Source organism: Quadrisphaera granulorum, assembly GCF_003149145.1.
Classification (GTDB): domain Bacteria; phylum Actinomycetota; class Actinomycetes; order Actinomycetales; family Quadrisphaeraceae; genus Quadrisphaera; species Quadrisphaera granulorum.
In genome coordinates this window covers 55,208-72,188 of the sequence record NZ_QGDQ01000017.1, presented here as the reverse complement: position 1 = coordinate 72,188, position 16,981 = coordinate 55,208, and the positions used below count along the sequence as shown (strand labels likewise).

General features: G+C 72.0%; 13 protein-coding genes. 5 read left to right on the top strand and 8 right to left on the bottom strand.

Features of this window, described 5'->3' with window-relative positions:
* Positions 1-52: 52 nt before the first annotated feature.
* From BXY45_RS13800 to BXY45_RS13780, 5 genes are all read right to left on the bottom strand, one after another.
* Positions 53-1,360, bottom strand: a complete 1,308-nt coding sequence (locus tag BXY45_RS13800; protein WP_109775078.1) for an AGE family epimerase/isomerase — start codon at positions 1,358-1,360, stop codon at positions 53-55.
* Complete coding sequence (locus BXY45_RS13795) at positions 1,357-4,599, bottom strand: alpha-mannosidase (RefSeq protein WP_109775077.1); 3,243 nt, start codon at positions 4,597-4,599, stop codon at positions 1,357-1,359. The genes BXY45_RS13800 and BXY45_RS13795 overlap by 4 nt, the downstream gene beginning before the upstream one ends.
* A 95-nt stretch (positions 4,600-4,694) precedes the next feature.
* Positions 4,695-5,528, bottom strand: coding sequence for an ABC transporter permease subunit (locus BXY45_RS13790; RefSeq protein ID WP_109775123.1), 834 nt, complete (start codon positions 5,526-5,528; stop codon positions 4,695-4,697).
* A gap of 200 nt (positions 5,529-5,728) precedes the next feature.
* On the bottom strand, positions 5,729-6,673 hold the full coding sequence (locus BXY45_RS13785; RefSeq protein ID WP_109775076.1) for a carbohydrate ABC transporter permease: 945 nt from the start codon (positions 6,671-6,673) through the stop codon (positions 5,729-5,731).
* 2 nt (positions 6,674-6,675) lie between these two features.
* Complete coding sequence (locus BXY45_RS13780; protein ID WP_109775075.1) at positions 6,676-8,043, bottom strand: extracellular solute-binding protein; 1,368 nt, start codon at positions 8,041-8,043, stop codon at positions 6,676-6,678.
* A gap of 385 nt (positions 8,044-8,428) precedes the next feature.
* On the opposite strand from BXY45_RS13780, the gene BXY45_RS13775 reads away from it, so the two are divergent.
* Positions 8,429-9,445 (top strand): hypothetical protein, encoded by a 1,017-nt coding sequence (locus BXY45_RS13775; protein WP_109775074.1) that lies wholly within the window; start codon positions 8,429-8,431, stop codon positions 9,443-9,445.
* A gap of 116 nt (positions 9,446-9,561) precedes the next feature.
* On the opposite strand, the gene BXY45_RS13770 is transcribed toward BXY45_RS13775, so the two are convergent.
* Positions 9,562-10,869 carry an ROK family transcriptional regulator gene (locus tag BXY45_RS13770; protein ID WP_172601952.1) on the bottom strand — a complete coding sequence of 436 codons (1,308 nt, stop codon included), beginning with the start codon at positions 10,867-10,869 and terminating at the stop codon, positions 9,562-9,564.
* Between the two features lie 91 nt (positions 10,870-10,960).
* Here BXY45_RS13770 and BXY45_RS13765 point away from each other — a divergent pair, with 91 nt between their 5' ends.
* From BXY45_RS13765 to BXY45_RS13750, 4 genes are all read left to right on the top strand, one after another.
* Complete coding sequence (locus tag BXY45_RS13765) at positions 10,961-11,632, top strand: glycosyltransferase family 2 protein (RefSeq protein WP_245961820.1); 672 nt, start codon at positions 10,961-10,963, stop codon at positions 11,630-11,632.
* Between the two features lie 107 nt (positions 11,633-11,739).
* Positions 11,740-12,291: a DUF2304 domain-containing protein gene (locus tag BXY45_RS13760; RefSeq protein WP_245961819.1), complete on the top strand. Its 552-nt coding sequence runs from the start codon at positions 11,740-11,742 to the stop codon at positions 12,289-12,291.
* Between the two features lie 13 nt (positions 12,292-12,304).
* Positions 12,305-12,718: a CoA-binding protein gene (locus BXY45_RS13755; RefSeq protein WP_109775072.1), complete on the top strand. Its 414-nt coding sequence runs from the start codon at positions 12,305-12,307 to the stop codon at positions 12,716-12,718.
* A gap of 87 nt (positions 12,719-12,805) precedes the next feature.
* Positions 12,806-14,059 (top strand): LCP family protein, encoded by a 1,254-nt coding sequence (locus BXY45_RS13750; RefSeq protein WP_211319566.1) that lies wholly within the window; start codon positions 12,806-12,808, stop codon positions 14,057-14,059.
* A 33-nt stretch (positions 14,060-14,092) separates the two neighbouring features.
* Here the strand turns inward: BXY45_RS13750 and BXY45_RS13745 are convergent, their stop codons facing one another.
* Positions 14,093-16,246 (bottom strand): ArnT family glycosyltransferase, encoded by a 2,154-nt coding sequence (locus BXY45_RS13745; protein ID WP_211319565.1) that lies wholly within the window; start codon positions 16,244-16,246, stop codon positions 14,093-14,095.
* Positions 16,247-16,481: 235 nt separating this feature from the next.
* The gene (gene purE, locus BXY45_RS13740; protein WP_109775119.1) at positions 16,482-16,967 is read right to left on the bottom strand and encodes a 5-(carboxyamino)imidazole ribonucleotide mutase; all 486 of its coding nucleotides are present in this window, start codon (positions 16,965-16,967) and stop codon (positions 16,482-16,484) included.
* Positions 16,968-16,981: the final 14 nt, after the last annotated feature.

The window sequence follows — 16,981 nt, the reverse complement described above, 5'->3', positions numbered from 1 at the left end:
TCCCCCCTTAGGGGGACGCCCCGCCGCCCCCGACGAGTCCGAGGTGAGCGCGTCAGCCGCGCAGCAGGCCCTGGCGCACAGCTGTGGCCTGCGACGGCGCGAGCGGCAGCCGAGGCACCAGGGTGGCACCCACCGCGTGGTACAGATCGGCCTTGCCGGGCCAGACCGTGCCGCTGGGAAGGTTGCGCTCGTCGAGCTGGTGGTGCCAGGAGCCTTCCTCGTGATCGAGGACGACGTCGGCGATGTGGTCCCACCACAGGGCGTACTGAGCGGCGTAGGTCGGCGCTCCGGTCGCGATGGCCAGCGCTGCCGCGGCGGCGGTCGCCTCCGCGGGCACCCAGTGCATCCGGTCACGCACCACGGGCTTGCCTGACCAGTCGGTGGTGTAGACGAAGCCGGGGCGCCCGTCGACGTGCCAGCCGTCCGCCACGGCCTGCGCGAACAGCGCCTTGGCGGCCCCGACGAAGTCGGCGGGTGGCACCTCGCCCGCGGCACGGGCGGTGGCGTCTCCGTGCAGCAGCAACCGCGACCACTCCAGGCCGTGGCCGATGGTGGCGCCGTAGGGCTTGAACGGGTCGGCCTTCTTGTCGGCGTTGTACTCCAGCTGCACCGACCAGGAGCTGTCGAAGTGCTCCGGCACGCGCCAGCTGTTGGCGCTCGACCAGTCGGCCACCTTCGCCAGGATCCCCAGGGCACGGGCGCGCCACAGCGCGGCGCGCTCGTCGTCGTCGTCGTCGTAGACATCCGCCAGCACGTCGGAGGCCGCCAGGCACGCCTCCACGGAGTGCATGGCCCCGTTGATGCCGCGGTAGTCGTCCAGGGTGGTGAACGCGGTGTCCCAGGTGTCGACGGGCATGCCCGCTGCCTCGTCCCAGAAGCGCTGCTCGTAGACGGACAGCGCCTCGTCGAACAGCGCGGCGGCGCCGGGGCGACCCGCGGCCGTCGCGGTGGAGGAGGCCAGGATGACGAAGGCGTGGTCGTAGCAGGCCTTGCCCTCGGCGGGCGTGCCGCCGGAGTCGACCTTGGAGAACCAGCCGCCGTTCACGCTGTCGCGCAGCGGGGCCTCACCGTCGGCGCCGTCCTCGGCGTCCCACAGGCCGGCGAGCGCCTCATCGGCCAGCGCTCCGGCGCCGGGCACGCCCAGCAGGTGACCCAGGGAGTACACGTGCGCCATTCGCGCGGTGATCCACGTCTGCACGCCGTGGCTGGGGTCGGGCTCGCCGACCTCGTCCAGCCACGCCGCTCCCCCGCCCTCGGCGGGGAACAGCTGGCCGAAGGCGAGCAGGTCACGGCAGTGCTCGTCCAGCCACGCGCGGTGCGTGGGCTGACCGAGCCAGCCGGGAAGCTGCTGGCCGCTCACCGGGCGCTCCGCGAGAAGCGCAGGGTCACGATCTGGAAGGGACGCAGGTGCACGTCAGCATCCTGGCCCTCGGCGCTCTCGACCAAGGAACGGGGCGCCTCGACGGGCCGCTCCAGCAGGTCGACCTCGGTCACACCAGCGTGCGCGAACCCGGCGACGACGCGCGCCGACGCCCGCCCACCCAGGGACTCGTAGAGCCTCACGATGACGTCGCCGCTGCGGTCTTCGGCGAGCTTCACGGCCTCGACGACGACGCCCTCATGGCCGCTGACCAGGCCCGCGAGCGCCTGCACGCTGACCACCGGGGCGGCAGAGGCAGCCTCGGCGGAGCCGGTGACCTCGCGGACGGGCAGGTTGGCGCGGTAGCCCTCACGGACGGCCTCGGCGATGCCCGCCCCCACCACGAGGCCGGCGCGCAGGCGGTGCTCGCCCTGGTCGGCCTGCGGGTCGGGGTAGACGGGCGCGCGCAGCAGCGACATCCGCACCGTGGTGGTGGTGCCGCCGTCCTCACGGGTCGCACGGCCGATGTCGTAGCCGTAGGTGGAGTCGTTGACCACGGCCGCGCCGTACCCGGCCTCGCCGACGTGCACCCAGCGGTGCGCGCAGGTCTCGAACCGGGCGGCGTCCCAGCTGGTGTTGGTGTGGGTGGCGCGCATGACGTGGCCGAACTGGATCTCGCTGGCGGCACGGTCGGCGTGGACATCCACGGGGAACGCGAGCTTGAGCATCTTCTGCTTCTCGTGCCAGTCGACGTCCAGCTCGAACCCGACCACCGAGCTGCCCGGCTCGAGGGTGATGAGCTGCTCGACGCGGGAGGAGCCGAAGCTGCGGACCACCCGCACTGCAGCACGAGCGCCCGCGCCGGTTCCAGCACCAGATCCAGCAACAGAGCCGTCCTCGACCAGCTCCACGGACTCGGCGGCGGTGAGCTCGGTGGTGTGGCGCTGGTAGTGCACGTCGACGTCCCAGGCGTCCCACTGGGTGGGGGTGTCGCGGTGCAGCGTCAGCAGGCCGCCGCGGGTGCCCGGGGGCAGCACCTCGCGGCCTCCTCCAGCAGCACGGCCGCCCTCGGCGGTGAGGTCACGCACGGAGGCGAGCAGCCCGTCGGCGTCGATGACGACGCGGACCAGCCCGTTGTCGAGCACGATCCCCCCGGCGGTGATCATGGACAGTTGGCCACCCGAGGTGGCCGACTTCCCATGATCACGGTCGGAAAGAGGAGCCATGCCGAGGGCCGGCGCACCGGCGCGCTCGTGCGGAGCGGCGTTGAAGGCGATCACGCTCTCGCCGTCGCCGGCCAGGAACGCCAGCGCCTCGGCGATGAGCGACTCCAGCTCGACGGCGATCCGCGCGTAGTTGGCCTCGGCCTCGCGGTGCACCCACGCGATGGACGTGCCGGGAAGGATGTCGTGGAACTGCTGCAGCAGCACGGTGTGCCAGATGCGCTCGAGCTCGTCGTAGGGGTAGGCGTACCCAGCCCCGGTGCCACCCTGCTCGGCTGACTTCACCGCGGCGGCCGTCGCCCACAGCTCCGCCTCGCGCAGCAGGTGCTCGCTGCGGCGGTTGCCGCGCTTGGTGCGCGCCTGCGAGGTGTACGTGCCGCGGTGGAACTCCAGGTACATCTCCCCGCTCCACACCGGGGGCTGGGGGTACTCGGCCTCGGCGTCGCGGAAGAACTGGTGCGGGTCGCCCAGCTCCACGCGCGGGGAGCCCTCCAGGCTCCGGGCGCGCTTGGTGGCGGCGACCATCTCGCGGGTGGGACCGCCGCCGCCGTCGCCGTAGCCGAACAGCAGCAGCGAGGTGTTGGCGCGGCCCTTCTCGGCGTACTGGCGCTCGGCGCGGGCCAGGTCCTCCGCGGAGACCTCGGAGTTGTAGTTGTCCGCCGGCGGGAAGTGCGTGTAGATGCGCGACCCGTCGATGCCCTCCCACCAGAACGTGTGGTGGGGGATGCGGTTGGTCTCGTTCCAGCTCGGCTTCTGCGTGAGGAACCAGCGGGCGCCGGCCAGGCGCGCGATCTGCGGCATCGCGGCGGTGTAGCCGAAGGAGTCGGGCAGCCAGACGTCGAGGGGCTCCACGCCCAGTTCCTCGGCGAAGAAGCGCTTGCCAGCCACGAACTGGCGGGCCAGGGCCTCACCGCCGGGCAGGTTGGTGTCGGACTCCACCCACATGCCGCCCACGGCCACGAAGCGGCCCTCGGCGACGCGCTTCTTGATGCGCTCGAACAGCTCCGGCTGCGCGTCGCGCACCCACGCGTACTGCTGGGCAGAGGAGCAGGCGAACGTGAAGTCGTCGTCCTCCTCCATGAGGCTGAGCACGTTGGAGAAGGTGCGGGTGCACTTGCGCGCGGTCTCGCGGGTCGGCCACAGCCACGCCGAGTCGATGTGCGCGTGGCCCACGGCCACGGTGCGGTGCGCGGTGGCGTCTGCCTGGGCGGCCAGTGCCGACGCCAGGGCGGCGCGACCGGCGGCGGCGGTGCCGGAGACGTCCTCGGGGTCGACGGCGTCGACCATGTCCTCCAGCGCGCGCAGCACGCTGGCGCGCCGGCTCGTGGCCTGCGGAAGCTGAGCGAGCAGGCCGCGCAGCGTCCACACGTCGCGGGTGAGCTCGTACACGTCGAGATCCAGCTCGACGACGTCGGCGGCGCGCATGCGGTACACCGGGTCGGTACCGGCGGTCTCCTTCGAGCCCACCGCGGTCGGCTGGAAGTACCAGTCGTGGCCGCCCTCGGCGCCCGACGCGTCGGGGTTGGACGAGGCCTCCAGGAGGACGTCGACGGACACCGCGCTCGCCGTCGTCGTCGTGGTCTTGCTCGTGGTAGCGGCGTCAGTGGTGACCTGCGCCAGTGGCAGGTAGCGGTTGCGGGGGTGCAGGCCCTTCACCACGGTGCCGTCGGGGCGGTAGGCGGTGGCCTCGCACTGGAAGCCGGGCTGGATGGCGAGGTAGCCGAGGTCGACGTCGACCTCCACGCGCACACCCGGGTCGTCACCGAAGCCGGCCGGGACCTCGCCGGTGAGGCGGAACCACGTGGTGCCCCACGGCTTGCCGTAGGGCGTGCCCGCCGGGCCGATCTCGAACGGCGTGAACGCCTGGGCGCTCGCCGCAGCGAAGGGCACCGGCTCGCCGGGTGCCTCCCAGCGGGTGACGGTCAGCGGGTGGCGGCGCCGGTGGAGGGCGGGGACGAGACGCTCCCTGACGAAGCGCTCGACCCGCATCTCCACGAGGGGGGAGTCGTCGTGCACGGTGGTGCCTTCCTACGGGGGAGAGTCTGAGGTGGGGCGCGCACGGCCGGCCGCTGGGGGGCATCAGCCGGCCGTGCGCGGTTCAGGGGGGCGGGTCAGCCCTTGACGCCGCCGGCGAGGGCGAAGCCCCCGGACAGGCGCTGCACCAGCAGGTACAGGAACAGCACGGGCAGGGTGTACAGCACGGAGAAGGCGGCCAGCTGCCCGTAGGCGATGGCGCCGTTGACGCCGAAGAAGTTGTAGATGCTCACCGCGGCGGGCTGCTTGTCCGGGTCGAGCAGCAGCACGAACGGCACGAAGAAGTTCCCCCACGCCTGGGTGAACACGAAGATGAAGACCACCGCGAGGCCGGGGCGCATCAGCGGCACCACCACGCGGAACAGGGCCTGCATCGCGCTGGCGCCGTCCATCCACGCCGCCTCCTCCAGGGAGATCGGCACACTGTCGACGAAGTTCTTCATCATCCAGATCGCCATCGGCAGGCTGGTCGCGGCGAGGAACATCACCGTGCCGGGCAGCGAGTCGAGCAGGCCCAGGGCCACGAACAGCGCGTACACCGGCACCATCACCGCGGTGATGGGCAGGCAGCTGGCAAACAGCACCGTGTAGAGGAACGACTTGTTCCACCGCATCTGGTAGCGGCTCAGCGGGTACGCGGCGAGCGTCGCGACGAGCACCGTCACCACCGCCGTGCCCCCGGAGACCACCAGGGAGTTCCACAGCGGGACGAACGTCAGGTCCGGCGTGAGGACGGTGGTGAAGTTGTCGAGCGTGAAGCTGCCGGGGATGCCGACGGCGACCGTGGCCGCCGGGTCGACCGACGCCAGCACGATCCACGCCAGCGGCACGAAGAACGCCACGCCCACCACGGCGAGCGCGATGCTGGCCGCGATCGCCGTGCCGGTCTTGCGCGGGGAGGCCAGAGCCATCGCGTCACGACGGCGCTTGCGGGCGGGCTGGCTGGGCCGACTCGGGCGGCCGGGCACGCCGGCCGGGAGCGGCGGCTGGGCGGCCGCCGGACCGGAGGGGACGACGACGGCGGGGGCGGCGCCGTTCGTGTTGCTGGCGCTGGCGTTGCTGGCGCTGGCGTTGCTGGCGCTGCTGGCACGGCCTGCGGTCGGGACGGTCATCAGTCCACCTCCGGCTTGAGGACCTTCACGTAGACCACCGCGAAGATCGCGCCGACCATGAGCGTGACGGTGGCGATGGCCGTGCCGTAGCCGACCTGGGAGAGCTTGAACGCCTGCTGGAACGCCAGCAGCGGGAGCGTGGTGCTCTTGGTGCCGGGGCCGCCCGCGGTCATCACCCAGATCAGGGTGAAGACGCCGAGCGTCTGCAGCGTGACGAGCATCATGTTGGTGGCGATGGCCCGGCGGACCATCGGCAGGGTGATGCGGAAGAACCGCTGCACCGGGTTGGCGCCGTCGATCTGCGCGGCCTCGTCGATCTCCGGCGGCACCTCGGCCAGCGCCGCGCCGTAGACCATCATCGAGAACGCGGTGCCGCGCCAGATGTTGGCGAGGATCACGGCCAGCAGCGGGAAGCTGATGAGCCACGTGACGCTGTCGGCGCCGAAGAACAGCAGCAGCTTGTTGAGCGTGCCGTTGGTGGAGAAGAAGGCGTACAGCGCGAACGCGGCAACGATCTCCGGCATCACCCACGCGCCGACCACGAGGGCCCCGACGAGATTGGCGACCGGCTTGGGCGCCTTCTCGATGAGCACGGCGAGGAACATGCCGAGCGCGTTCTGGCCGATCACCGCGGAGGTGACCACGAACACGAGCGTCAGGAGCGCCGACTCCCAGAAGCCGGAGCTCGTGAGCAGGCGCGTGTAGTTGTCGATGCCGACGAAGTCGGGGTTGACGGCCCGGTAGCCCGACAGCGTCGCGTTGGTGAGCGACCCGTAGAGCGCGTAGCCGATGGGGCCGGCCAGGAAGACGCCCATGAGGGCGATCGCCGGCGTCAGCGGCAGGAGGCGCCCGGCGGTGCGGGCGGCGTCCTTGCCCTTGCCCCGGGGGCGCAGCGGAACGCTGCTCCCCCGGGACGCCGAGCTGTCGAGCTCGAGGGTGGACATGGTCAGCTCGCGGCCTGGGTCTTGTCTTCGCCGACGATGCCGGTCAGTGCCTCGTCGTACGCCTTGGCGGCGTCGGCGGGGCTGGAGCTTCCGGTGACGACGGACTCCACGGCGACCTGGATGTTGCTGGAGATCTGCGAGTAGTCAGGCGTGGCCGGGCGGAAGTGCGTCACGGGCACCAGCGAGGAGAAGAACTCGAACGAGGGGTTGTAGCCCAGGTACGCCGGGTCCGTGGCGACGTCCTTGCGGACGGCGATCTGGGAGGCCTCGGTGCCGTACTTGAGAGCGTTCTCCTTGCTGAGCGCCGTGGAGACGAAGTCGAACGCGGCCTTCTTGTCAGGAGCGTTGGCACCCACGGACAGCAGCCAGCCGCCGGACATCGAGGTGGCGCCGGGGGCGGAGCCGTCCTGCGTCGGCATGGGCGCGTAGCCCATGGTCTCCTGCCACTGCGGCCAGGCGTTGTCGCCCTTGAGCCACTGACCGGGCAGCCACGAGCCGTCGATCGCCATGGCGATCTTGCCCTGCGGGATGAGCGTGGTGGAGACCTGACTGCCCAGGGTCGGGTCGAGGGCGACGTCCTGGCTCGGGCCGAGGCCCTCGGAGAACACCGTCTGGTAGAAGCCCAGGGAGTCCGTGAACCCCTTCGATCCGGTCAGCCACTTCTTGCTGTCGGTGTCGTACAGCGGGTCCTTCGTGCCGTACATGAGCATCTCGAAGCCCTGCATCGACGTCTGCTCGCCACCGGCCTTGGAGCCGTAGATGTTGAGCGGGATGACGCCGGGCACCTTCGCCTTGATGGCGCGGGCAGCGGTGAGGATGTCGTCCCAGGTCTTCGGCTTCCAGTCCGTCGGGAGTCCGGCCTGCGCGAAGAGGGTCTTGTTGAAGTAGAGGGCGCGGGTGTCGGTGCCCAGGCTCACGCCGTAGGTCTTGCCGTCGTCGCCGAGGCCGGCCTGCTTGGCGGTGTCGTCGAACTGGCTCCAGTCGCTCCAGCCCTTGAGCTGCTCGTCCAGGGGGGCGAGGTAGCCGGCGGCGGCGTCGGAGCGGACCTGGAAGCTGTCCTCGTAGATGACGTCGGGGGCGGTGTCCTTGGACTTGTTCATCAGCGCGAGCTTGGTGAAGTACTGGTCGGCCTCAGACTCGACGGGCTTCAGCTCCACCGTCATGCCCGGGTGAGCGGCCTCGTACTCGCCCTTGGCCTTGGTGAGAACGCTGTCGAGCTGCGTGAAGCTCGACGTCTTCTGGTAGACGACGGTGACGGTCTTGTCGTTGCCGCCGCCGTCGCCACTGCCCCCGGACGAACCGCACGCGGTCATCGCCAGGCTGAGGGTGACGGCTGCCGCGGCGATGCCTGCGATGCGCCTGCGCTGCATTGGGGTGGCCCCTTCGCTCACTCGACGAGTCACCGGCGACTCGTCACTGGAAAGTTTCTACATCAAATGGAGATACCCCTGTCAAGGGTTCTCCGAGCCCGTGACGTTTCCGTGATCAAACTCCGACCACCCGGTAGGTGATCGAGCGCACCAGCACCTGTTCACCGGGCTTCACCTCGACCGAAGACACCGCGCTCGCCCTCACTCGAGAGTGCCCTCCGCGCCCGGCGGAGGTTCCCTTTCCGGCAGACGCGCACCGCTGCGCCTCGCGCGCCGGAGCGGCCCAGCAGACGTGACAGATCTTGGCGATCAGTCGGACTTCACGGCGCTTTGAGCCGACGGATCGCCAAGATCTGCGTGTCGTCCGCCCACAGGGTCCCCCCCGATGGCGTTCGTCCACAGCTATCAGGACGACGACGACGCGCCGGCGGCCGCGGCAACCAGCCTGCGGCGCATGGAACTGCTCCTGGACCCCTCGCTCCCCCAGCACCTGGCGGGGCTCGCCCTCTCTCAGCGAGGCGTGCTCACCACCGGCCAACTCCTGGCTGCGGGGCTGAACCGGACGCGCATCCACGACATCGGACGCCGCGACGGTTGGCGCACGCCCCTGCAGGGCACACGCATGGTTGCGGTGCAGACGGGCCCCGACGCCTCCCAGGACCTCATGCGCGCCTGGAACCAAGCCGCCGCGCTCGTCCTGCCCCATGCGGCGCTCGGCTTCGACAGTGCTGCGGTGGAGTGGGGCCTGGTCGGCGTGCCGCGCTGCGACGGCGTCACTGTGATCGTCCCGCCCGGCAAGGAGCTGCGGGCCCGCCCAGGACTGCGTGTGCTCGTACGCCCACTCACCACCCACGACGTCGTGTCGCCATGGGGTCTACGCACAACATCGATGGTGCGGACACTCGCGGACCTGCTGCCCACTCTGGACCGGCCGAGCGGGCTGGCCGTTCTCGACGGGGCGCTGCGACGCCGGGTGCGGCGGTCCGACCTGGCGACGGCTCGGGAGCGGGCCAGGGGCAGCAACGGGTGGCGTCAGGTCGATGACCTGTGGGAGCTGGCAAACCCTGACGCCGAGACGCCGCTGGAGAGCCGCGTCCGATCGCGGATGATCGACGGCCACCTGGCGCCGAACGCACTTCAGCAGCGCCTCCGTGACTCCTCGGGCCGGGTCTACGCCCGCCCCGACATGACCATCGACCGCCACCGCCGGCGGCGCCCCGAACGAGGCCCCCTCTACATCGAGGCTGACGGCCGAGGTCCGCATGGAAGTCCCGGCGCCGCCTACCGAGACCGGGACAAGGCCAGCGACCTGCTGGCCGACGGCGCCGACATCGAGCGGTTCACCTGGGATGACACGTTCGACCCGATGCGGATCCCCTGGCGGCTGCGCCGGGCCCTCTGAGCGCCCCCTGGGCTCCGAGGGTCGTGCAGATCTTGGCAATCGGTCGGGCCTTGAGGCGGGAAGTCCCGATCGATCGCCAAGATCTGCACGCCGGTGGAACCGGGGCCGACCGGGGCTCAGTGCTCCAGCAGCAGGGTCGCCGATCGGGGGCTGAACGAGTCCTCCAGCACGAGGCATCCCGCGCCCACCGCGGCGACGTCGTCTCCGACGAGCGTGCCCCGTACTTCCACCGGGTGGATCGCCCGCGCCACAGCGCCTGCGGCCACCAGCGGCGGGACCACGCGTAGGAACGTGCGCCGCAGCGGTGACCACAGCGGCCCACCGAACACGACGCGCTCGACGTCGAGCATGTCCACCACGTCGATGGCGGCCTTGGCCATCCGGCAGGCGAGATCCTCCAGGAGCTCTGACGCCGCTGGGTGCCCTGCGTCAGCCAGCGAGCACACCTCGACGAACGCCGAGGCCACCGACGCGCGGTGCTCTGCCGCGGTGGCCGGCTCAGCGGCCGACTCGTCGGAGGGATCACCGGCATCGAGGTCCCACCGGCCCACGCCGAGCCGCTCGGCTTCGCGCACGAGGTGCAGCGGCCCGCTCGACTCCCCCAGGCACCCCGCCAGCCCGCACGGGCACTCCGCGCCGCCGCGCCCGGTGACCAGGTGCCCGACCTCGCCGGAGTTGCCCGACGCCCCGCGGTACACCTCCCCGCGCAGCACCAGACCCGCACCGACACCGGTGCCGAGGTAGAAGAACACCGCGCTGCCGGTACCACCGACGCCGCCGGCCCACACTTCGCCCACGGCCGCCGCGACGACGTCCTTGTCGAGCACCACGGGCAGTCCCGTTGCTTCAGCCAGCAGGTCGCGCACGTTCACACGGCTCCACCCCGGCAGGTTCGGCGGGTTCACCACGGCCCCGGAGGCGCTGTCGACAGGTCCCGGCGCGGCCACGCCCAGCCCCACGATGCGCTCACGGTCGACGCCGGACTCGGCGATGACGGCGTCGACGTCGCCGGCGATGTCGGCCAGCACCTGCCCCGGACCGGCGCCCGGACGCAGCGGGTGGTCGCGCCGCGCCACCACGTGCCCGAGGAGGTCGAGGACGACGACGGTCGCGACCGCCGGGTCGAGGTGAACCCCCACCGCGTACCGGCCCTGCGGCGCCAGGCGCAGCAGCGTGCGCGGCTTGCCCGGGCCGCCGCCCTGCTTGCCGGCCTCCTCCACGAGGCCCTGCTCCAGCAGACGACGGCAGATGTTGGAGACCGCCTGCGCCGACAGGCCGGTGAGGACGGCGATCTCCACCCGGCTCAGACCGGAGGTGTGCCGGCGGATCGCCTCGAGCACCACGACCTGGTTGTAGTCACCGACGCGCGGCAGGTTGGACCCGCGGCGCACGCTCGTCGCCGTCGTCGTCCCCCTCCCTGTCACCCGGCCACCCTCCCACGATGCGCAGGCCCCGAGCCGGTGAGACGCCGCGAACGCCAGCGGCGCAGGGCCGGGCGCACGTACCGTCGTCGTCGTGCTGGTAGAGGACGCCTGGGTGGTCGTGCCGCTCTACAACGAGGCGGCCGTGGTCGGTGACGTCATCTCGGGGCTGCGGCGAAGCTTCGCGCACGTCGTCTGCGTGGACGACGCCAGCCGCGACGGCAGCGGCGAGGTCGCCGAGCGCGCCGGTGCACGCGTGGTGCGCCACCCGGTGAACCTCGGGCAGGGCGCCGCGCTGCAGACGGGCATCGACTGGGCTCTCGCCGATCCCGGCACCCGGTACGTGGTGACGTTCGACGCCGACGGCCAGCACCAGGTGGCCGACGCGCTGGCCATGGTCGAGCGGCTGCGCTCCGGTGAGGCCGACGTCGTCATCGGCAGCCGCTTCCTCGATCAGCGCACCCGCGTCGGGGCACTCAAGCGGGCGGTGCTGCGCGCCGGCGTCGTCTACTCCAACGCCACCACGGGCGTGAAGATGACCGACGCGCACAACGGGCTGCGGGCGATGACGCGCGCGGTGGCGTCGTCGCTGGACATCACGCAGAACCGGATGGCGCACGCCAGCGAGATCGTCGAGCAGATCGGCTCCGGCGGCTGGCGCTGGGTGGAGCACCCCGTGGAGATCCTCTACACCGACTACTCGGTGAAGAAGGGGCAGTCGGTGCTGAACTCGGTGAACATCGTCACCGAGCTCATCTTCAAGTGACGTCCCCGTGAACCCGAAGGCACTGTCAGCACCCTTCCGGGTGTCGTCGTTGCTCTGAGTATGCGGAACGGCCACGCTGGGTACTGACGGCGTTGCACGATGGCGAGGTGGAGAGCGTGCTCATCAAGGCCCTGCTGATGGTCGGGATCGGTGTCGTGGCGCTCCTCTTCGTGCGCGGGCACTCGACAGCGCGCCACCAGGCGATACGCCGGGTCGGCGTGCTGGGCTTCGTGGCGCTGGCGATCGCCTCGCTGCTCTTCCCCCAGACCTGGCAGTCGGCTGCGGGCGTGCTCGGCGTCGGGCGCGGCACCGACCTGCTGCTCTACGCGACGATCGTCGCGTTCCTCGGGTTCATGGTCAGCTCCTACCTGCGCACGCGTGACCTGCAGCGCCAGGTCACCGTGCTGAGCCGCCGCCTGGCCCTCGACGAGGCCGCCGCACGCGCCGCCGCCGAAGCCACCCTGGCCGCCCAGCTGGCCGAGGCGCAGGCCGCCGCCGCACGGGCCGCCCTTTCCTCTCGATCGACGACGACGACGAGCGCCGCCGCGTCCGCGCCGCTGGCGCCGGTGGTGCCGCCGGTCGGCCCGATGACGCAGCCCGCCACGGGCGCCCCCGTGCGTCGCACGGTGCCGGCGCCGCGCTCCGTCCCCGCCAGCTGACTACCGTCACAGGGTGACCCACCGCAACGATCCCGAGGTCATCGCGCGGCTCCTCACGGCGCCCGGGCGCTGGGCGGTGGTCGGGCTGTCACAGAACACCGCTCGCGCGGCGTACCGCGTGGCGGCGGGGCTGCAGCTCATGGGCCACCCGATCGTGCCGGTGCATCCCCGCGCCGAAGAGGTGCACGGCGCCCGCGGCTACCGCACGCTCGCGGAGGTGCCCGGTCGCATCGACGTCGTCGACGTCTTCGTCAACAGCAGCCGCGCCGGCGCCATCGTCGACGAGGCCATCGCCGTGGGTGCGGGAGCGGTGTGGCTGCAGCTCGGCGTGGTCGACGACGACGCTGCAGCCAGGGCGGCGGCTGCGGGGCTCGACGTCGTCATGGATACGTGCCCGCTCATCGAGGCGCCTCGGCTCGGCCGTTGAGGTGCGTACGGGCCGCTGACCTGCGGCGCGACCAGGCTTCAGGCGATTCTCAGCCCTTCGCGGGCTCCGCCGTCCTACGCTCGCGACGTGGCTGAGGAACCGCGCTGGGGCCCCGCGACGACCTACAGGTCGTCGCCGTCGCTGCGCCGTGGCGCCCCGAGCCAGCGTGAACCCGCAGGTCAGGAGCGGTCGGGGAAGGGCCCCCACCGCGGGGAGCGCGCCTACCGGGAAGACGGTGGCGGCTCGGGTGGCGACGGCGGACGCGGCGGCGGCGGACGTGGCGGCAGCGGCCGCGGCGGTCAGCCGCCCCAGCCTGCGGCTCCCCCGCCATCGGCGCGCCCGGCGGGCCGGCGGCGCAGGCCCGGGCGCACCGTCGTCGTCCTGCTCCTAGCTCTGGTCGGGTACCCGCTGGCGCTGGGCGGCGTGGCGTACACGTCGGTGCAGCGGATCGGGGCGATGCCGGACTCGTCCGTGGCGGCGACGCCCGGCCAAACGATCCTGCTGGTCGGCTCCGACAGCCGCGAGGGCCTCACGCGCGACCAGATGGTGGAGCTGTCCACCGGCACCGACGTCGAGGGCAAGCGCACCGACACGATCATGCTGCTGCACCGCCCCTCCGGCGGCGGGCCGACGGTGCTGCTGAGCATCCCGCGCGACAGCTACGTGAAGATCCCCGACCACGGCTCCAACAAGATCAACGCGGCGTACGCGTTTGGCGGGCCGTCGCTGCTGGTGGAGACCGTGGAGGGCGCCACCGGCATCCACATCGACGGGTACGTGGAGACGGGGCTGGGCGGGTTCGCGAACCTCGTCGACGCCGTCGGCGGCGTCGAGATGTGCCCCGAGAAGGCCATGAAGGACCCGAAGGCCGGGCTCGACATCCCCGCCGGCTGCCAGACGATGAGCGGGGCGACGGCGCTCGGCTACGCCCGCAGCCGCGACCTCGACGTCAACGGCGACCTGGGCCGCGCCCAGCGCCAGCGCGCGATCATCGGGGCGGTGGCGCACGAGGCAGCTTCCCCCGCGGTGCTGCTCAACCCGACGCGCGCGTTCCCGCTGGCCTCCGCGGGCGGCGCGGCGCTGTCAGTGAACGACGGCTTCGGCCCTGCGGACCTCTTCGGCTTCGTCATGGGTGTGCGCGCCGTGGCCGGCGGTCAGGCGGTGTCGCTGAACGTGCCGATCGCGAGCGACAACCGCCGGACCAAGGCCGGACTCGTCGTCGACTGGGACGAGGAGAAGGCGAACCAGGTGTTCCAGGCCATCAAGGACGACGACACCGAGTCCATCAAGGCGATCGCCGCCGCCGAGGCCACCGGATCGGCGACCAGCGCCACCTCCTGAGTGAGCCTCGGTAGGACGAGGGGGCGGGGGAGGTCAGGCGGTCGTGCCGTCCCACGTGTTCGACGCCGAAGCCTGCACCGGAAGCGCGGTGAGGTCGTAGATGGTGACCCCGCCCTCCTCCTGTGGGGTGTAGTTCTCCTCCACCCAGGCACGGATCTGCGCGGAGGCCGGCTCCTCGCCGTCTGCTGCTTCCTCGGTGTCGCTCTCGATGAAGTAGTGGATGGCACCGTCCTTCACGTACCGCTGGAACTGGGCCAGCGTCGGCGACGGGTCGGTGCCGTTGAACCCACCGACGGGCATCACCGGGCGCTGCGTGGCGAGCTGGTAGCCGGCCGCATTCTGCGAGCCGATGGTGGCGGCAACCCAGCGGTACCGGTCGGCGTCGTCCAGCAGGAGAGACGTGAGCCCGGCGCTCGGCGTCGTCGCATCGAGCAGGCCGCCCGCTGCCCCCGGACGTCCCCCGCCGGGCCAGCCCCCGCCCTGCCAGCCAGGCCAGCCCTGCCCGCCGGGGCCGCCTTGCCAGCCCCCGCCTTGCCCGCCAGGCCAGCTCTGCCCGCCGGGGCCGCCTTGCCAGCCGCCGCCTTGCCCGCCTTGCCCGCCTTGCCCGCCTTGCCCGCCAGGCCAGCCCTGCCCGCCGGGGCCGCCTTGCCCGCCAGGCCAGCCCCCCGGACCCCACCCGAACATGGCCCTCCCCGACGCGGCCGCCGGACCGGCGCTGGGCAGGGAACCGGTGTGCGCAGTCCCCGCGGTGTCCACGGCGTACGCCGTCGGCGCCGCCAGCGAGGCGACGATCGCAGCGCCCACCACCGACAACAGCCCCGTCCGCCCGAGGGTCGGCAGCGCCGGGAACGCCTTGAGGACGACGAAGCCCACTGCGGCCCCCAGCCCGACGAGCAGCACCAGCCACTTCAGCGCCGGGTAGTAGTCACTGCTGCGCTCCAGCAGCACGAACGCCCACACGGCGGTGCTCGCAGTGGCGACGGCAAGCGCCGTCGTCCCCAGCCATCTGTCACGGGCCTGCCAGGTGACCAGGGCTCCGATGGCCACCATCGCGGCAATCGCGGGGGCCAGCGCGACCGTGTAGTACGGGTGGAAGATCCCCGACATGAAGCTGAACACCACAGCGGTGGTCAGCAGCCAGGTCACCCACAGCACCAGTGCCGCCCGCAGCACCGAGGTGCGCTCGGCCCGGCGCAGCAGCCACAGGGCCGTGGCACCCAGCACGAAGGCCGCCGGCACCAGCCACGCGATCTGACCGCCGAACTGCGAACCGACGAGGCGGAGCAGTCCGGTCTCGCCCCAGTGGCCGACACCGCCGGGGCCCACGGTGGTGCCTACGGCGCCGACCTCGCGGCCCGTCAGCCGTCCCAGACCGTTGTAGCCGAAGGTCAGCTCGAGGAAGTCGTTGTCCTGCGAGCCACCGATGTAGGGCCGTGACCCCGCCGGCCACAGCTGAACCAGGGCCACCCACCACCCCGCGGAGACGACGACGGCGACCCCAGCGGCCACCAGCTGCGCCACGCGCCGGCCCAGCGCGGGTCGCCCGAAGAGCAGGTAGGTCAGGCCGAACGCCGGCACCACGAGGAGCACCTGCAACTGCTTGGTGAGGAAGCCCAGGCCCACCAGCACCCCTGCCAGCAGCAGCCAGCGCGTCTGCGTCGACGTCCGCGACGCCTCCATGGCCCGCAGCACCGCGACGGCCCCACCGGTCATGAGCAGCACGAGCAGGGCGTCGGGGTTGTTGAACCGGAACATCAGAGCAGCCACCGGCGTCACCGCCAGGGCGAGGCCCGCCAGGAGCGCGGCAGGTGCGCCCAGCACACGTCGAACGCTGTGGTGGAGCAGCCACACGGTGCCGACGCCCATGAGCGCCTGCGGGACGAGCACGGACCAGCTCGACAGCCCGAACAGGCGCACCGAGAGCGCCATGAGCCAGATCGAGGCCGGGGGCTTGTCGACAGTGATGGAGTTCCCGGCGTCCGAGGAGCCGAAGAGGAACGCCTCCCAGCTCACCGACCCGGCCTGCGCTGCCGCCGCGTAGAACGCGTTGCCCCAGCCTGAGGCGCTGAGGTTCCAGAGGTACAGCACCGCGGTGCCCACGAGGAGGACGACGAGGGCCGGCCGGGCCCACGCCGGGTCCTGCTCGCGCCCCCGCCAGAACTCTCTGCGGGACGTGCGGTCAGGCACGGGGGCGGGCAACTCGGCCGGCGGCGGCGTCGACGGCGAATACGACAGGGTCATCGGTCAGCGCCGGAGCGGGGCTGGGTGCGGGAAATGGGCGCCAGGCCGCTCGAGGACATGGTCGCAGCGTCGGTACACCAGCTGGAGATCACCTCGATCTCGACTGGGAGGCCCCTGCACGGAACGCCCGTCCGTCGGCCGGTCCACGGTCACGCTGTGACGCTGTGACGCTGTGACGCGGTCAGGAGGTGCGCTGCTCCCGCAGGCGGGCGCCCTTGGCGTGGGCGACGTCGCGCAGCTCTCCCTGGAACGCCGTCATGGCAGCGCGGAGCCGCTCAGCGAGCGCCCCCTCCCCCGCCGCGAGCACCCTGACGGCGAGGAGCCCCGCGTTGCGCGCGCCGCCGATGCTCACGGTGGCCACGGGCACGCCCGCGGGCATCTGCACGATGGACAGCAGCGAGTCCATGCCGTCGAGGTGCTTCAGCGGCACCGGCACGCCGATGACCGGCAGCGGCGTGACGGAAGCGAGCATGCCCGGCAGGTGCGCGGCACCGCCCGCTCCGGCAATGATCACGCGCAGTCCGCGTCCGGCGGCCTCCTGTCCGTAGGCGATCATCTCGGCGGGCATGCGGTGGGCGGAGACGACGTCGACCTCGTGGGGCACGCCGAACTCGGCGAGTGCCTCCGCGGCGGCGCTCATCACCGGCCAGTCGGAGTCGGATCCCATGACGACGCCGACCA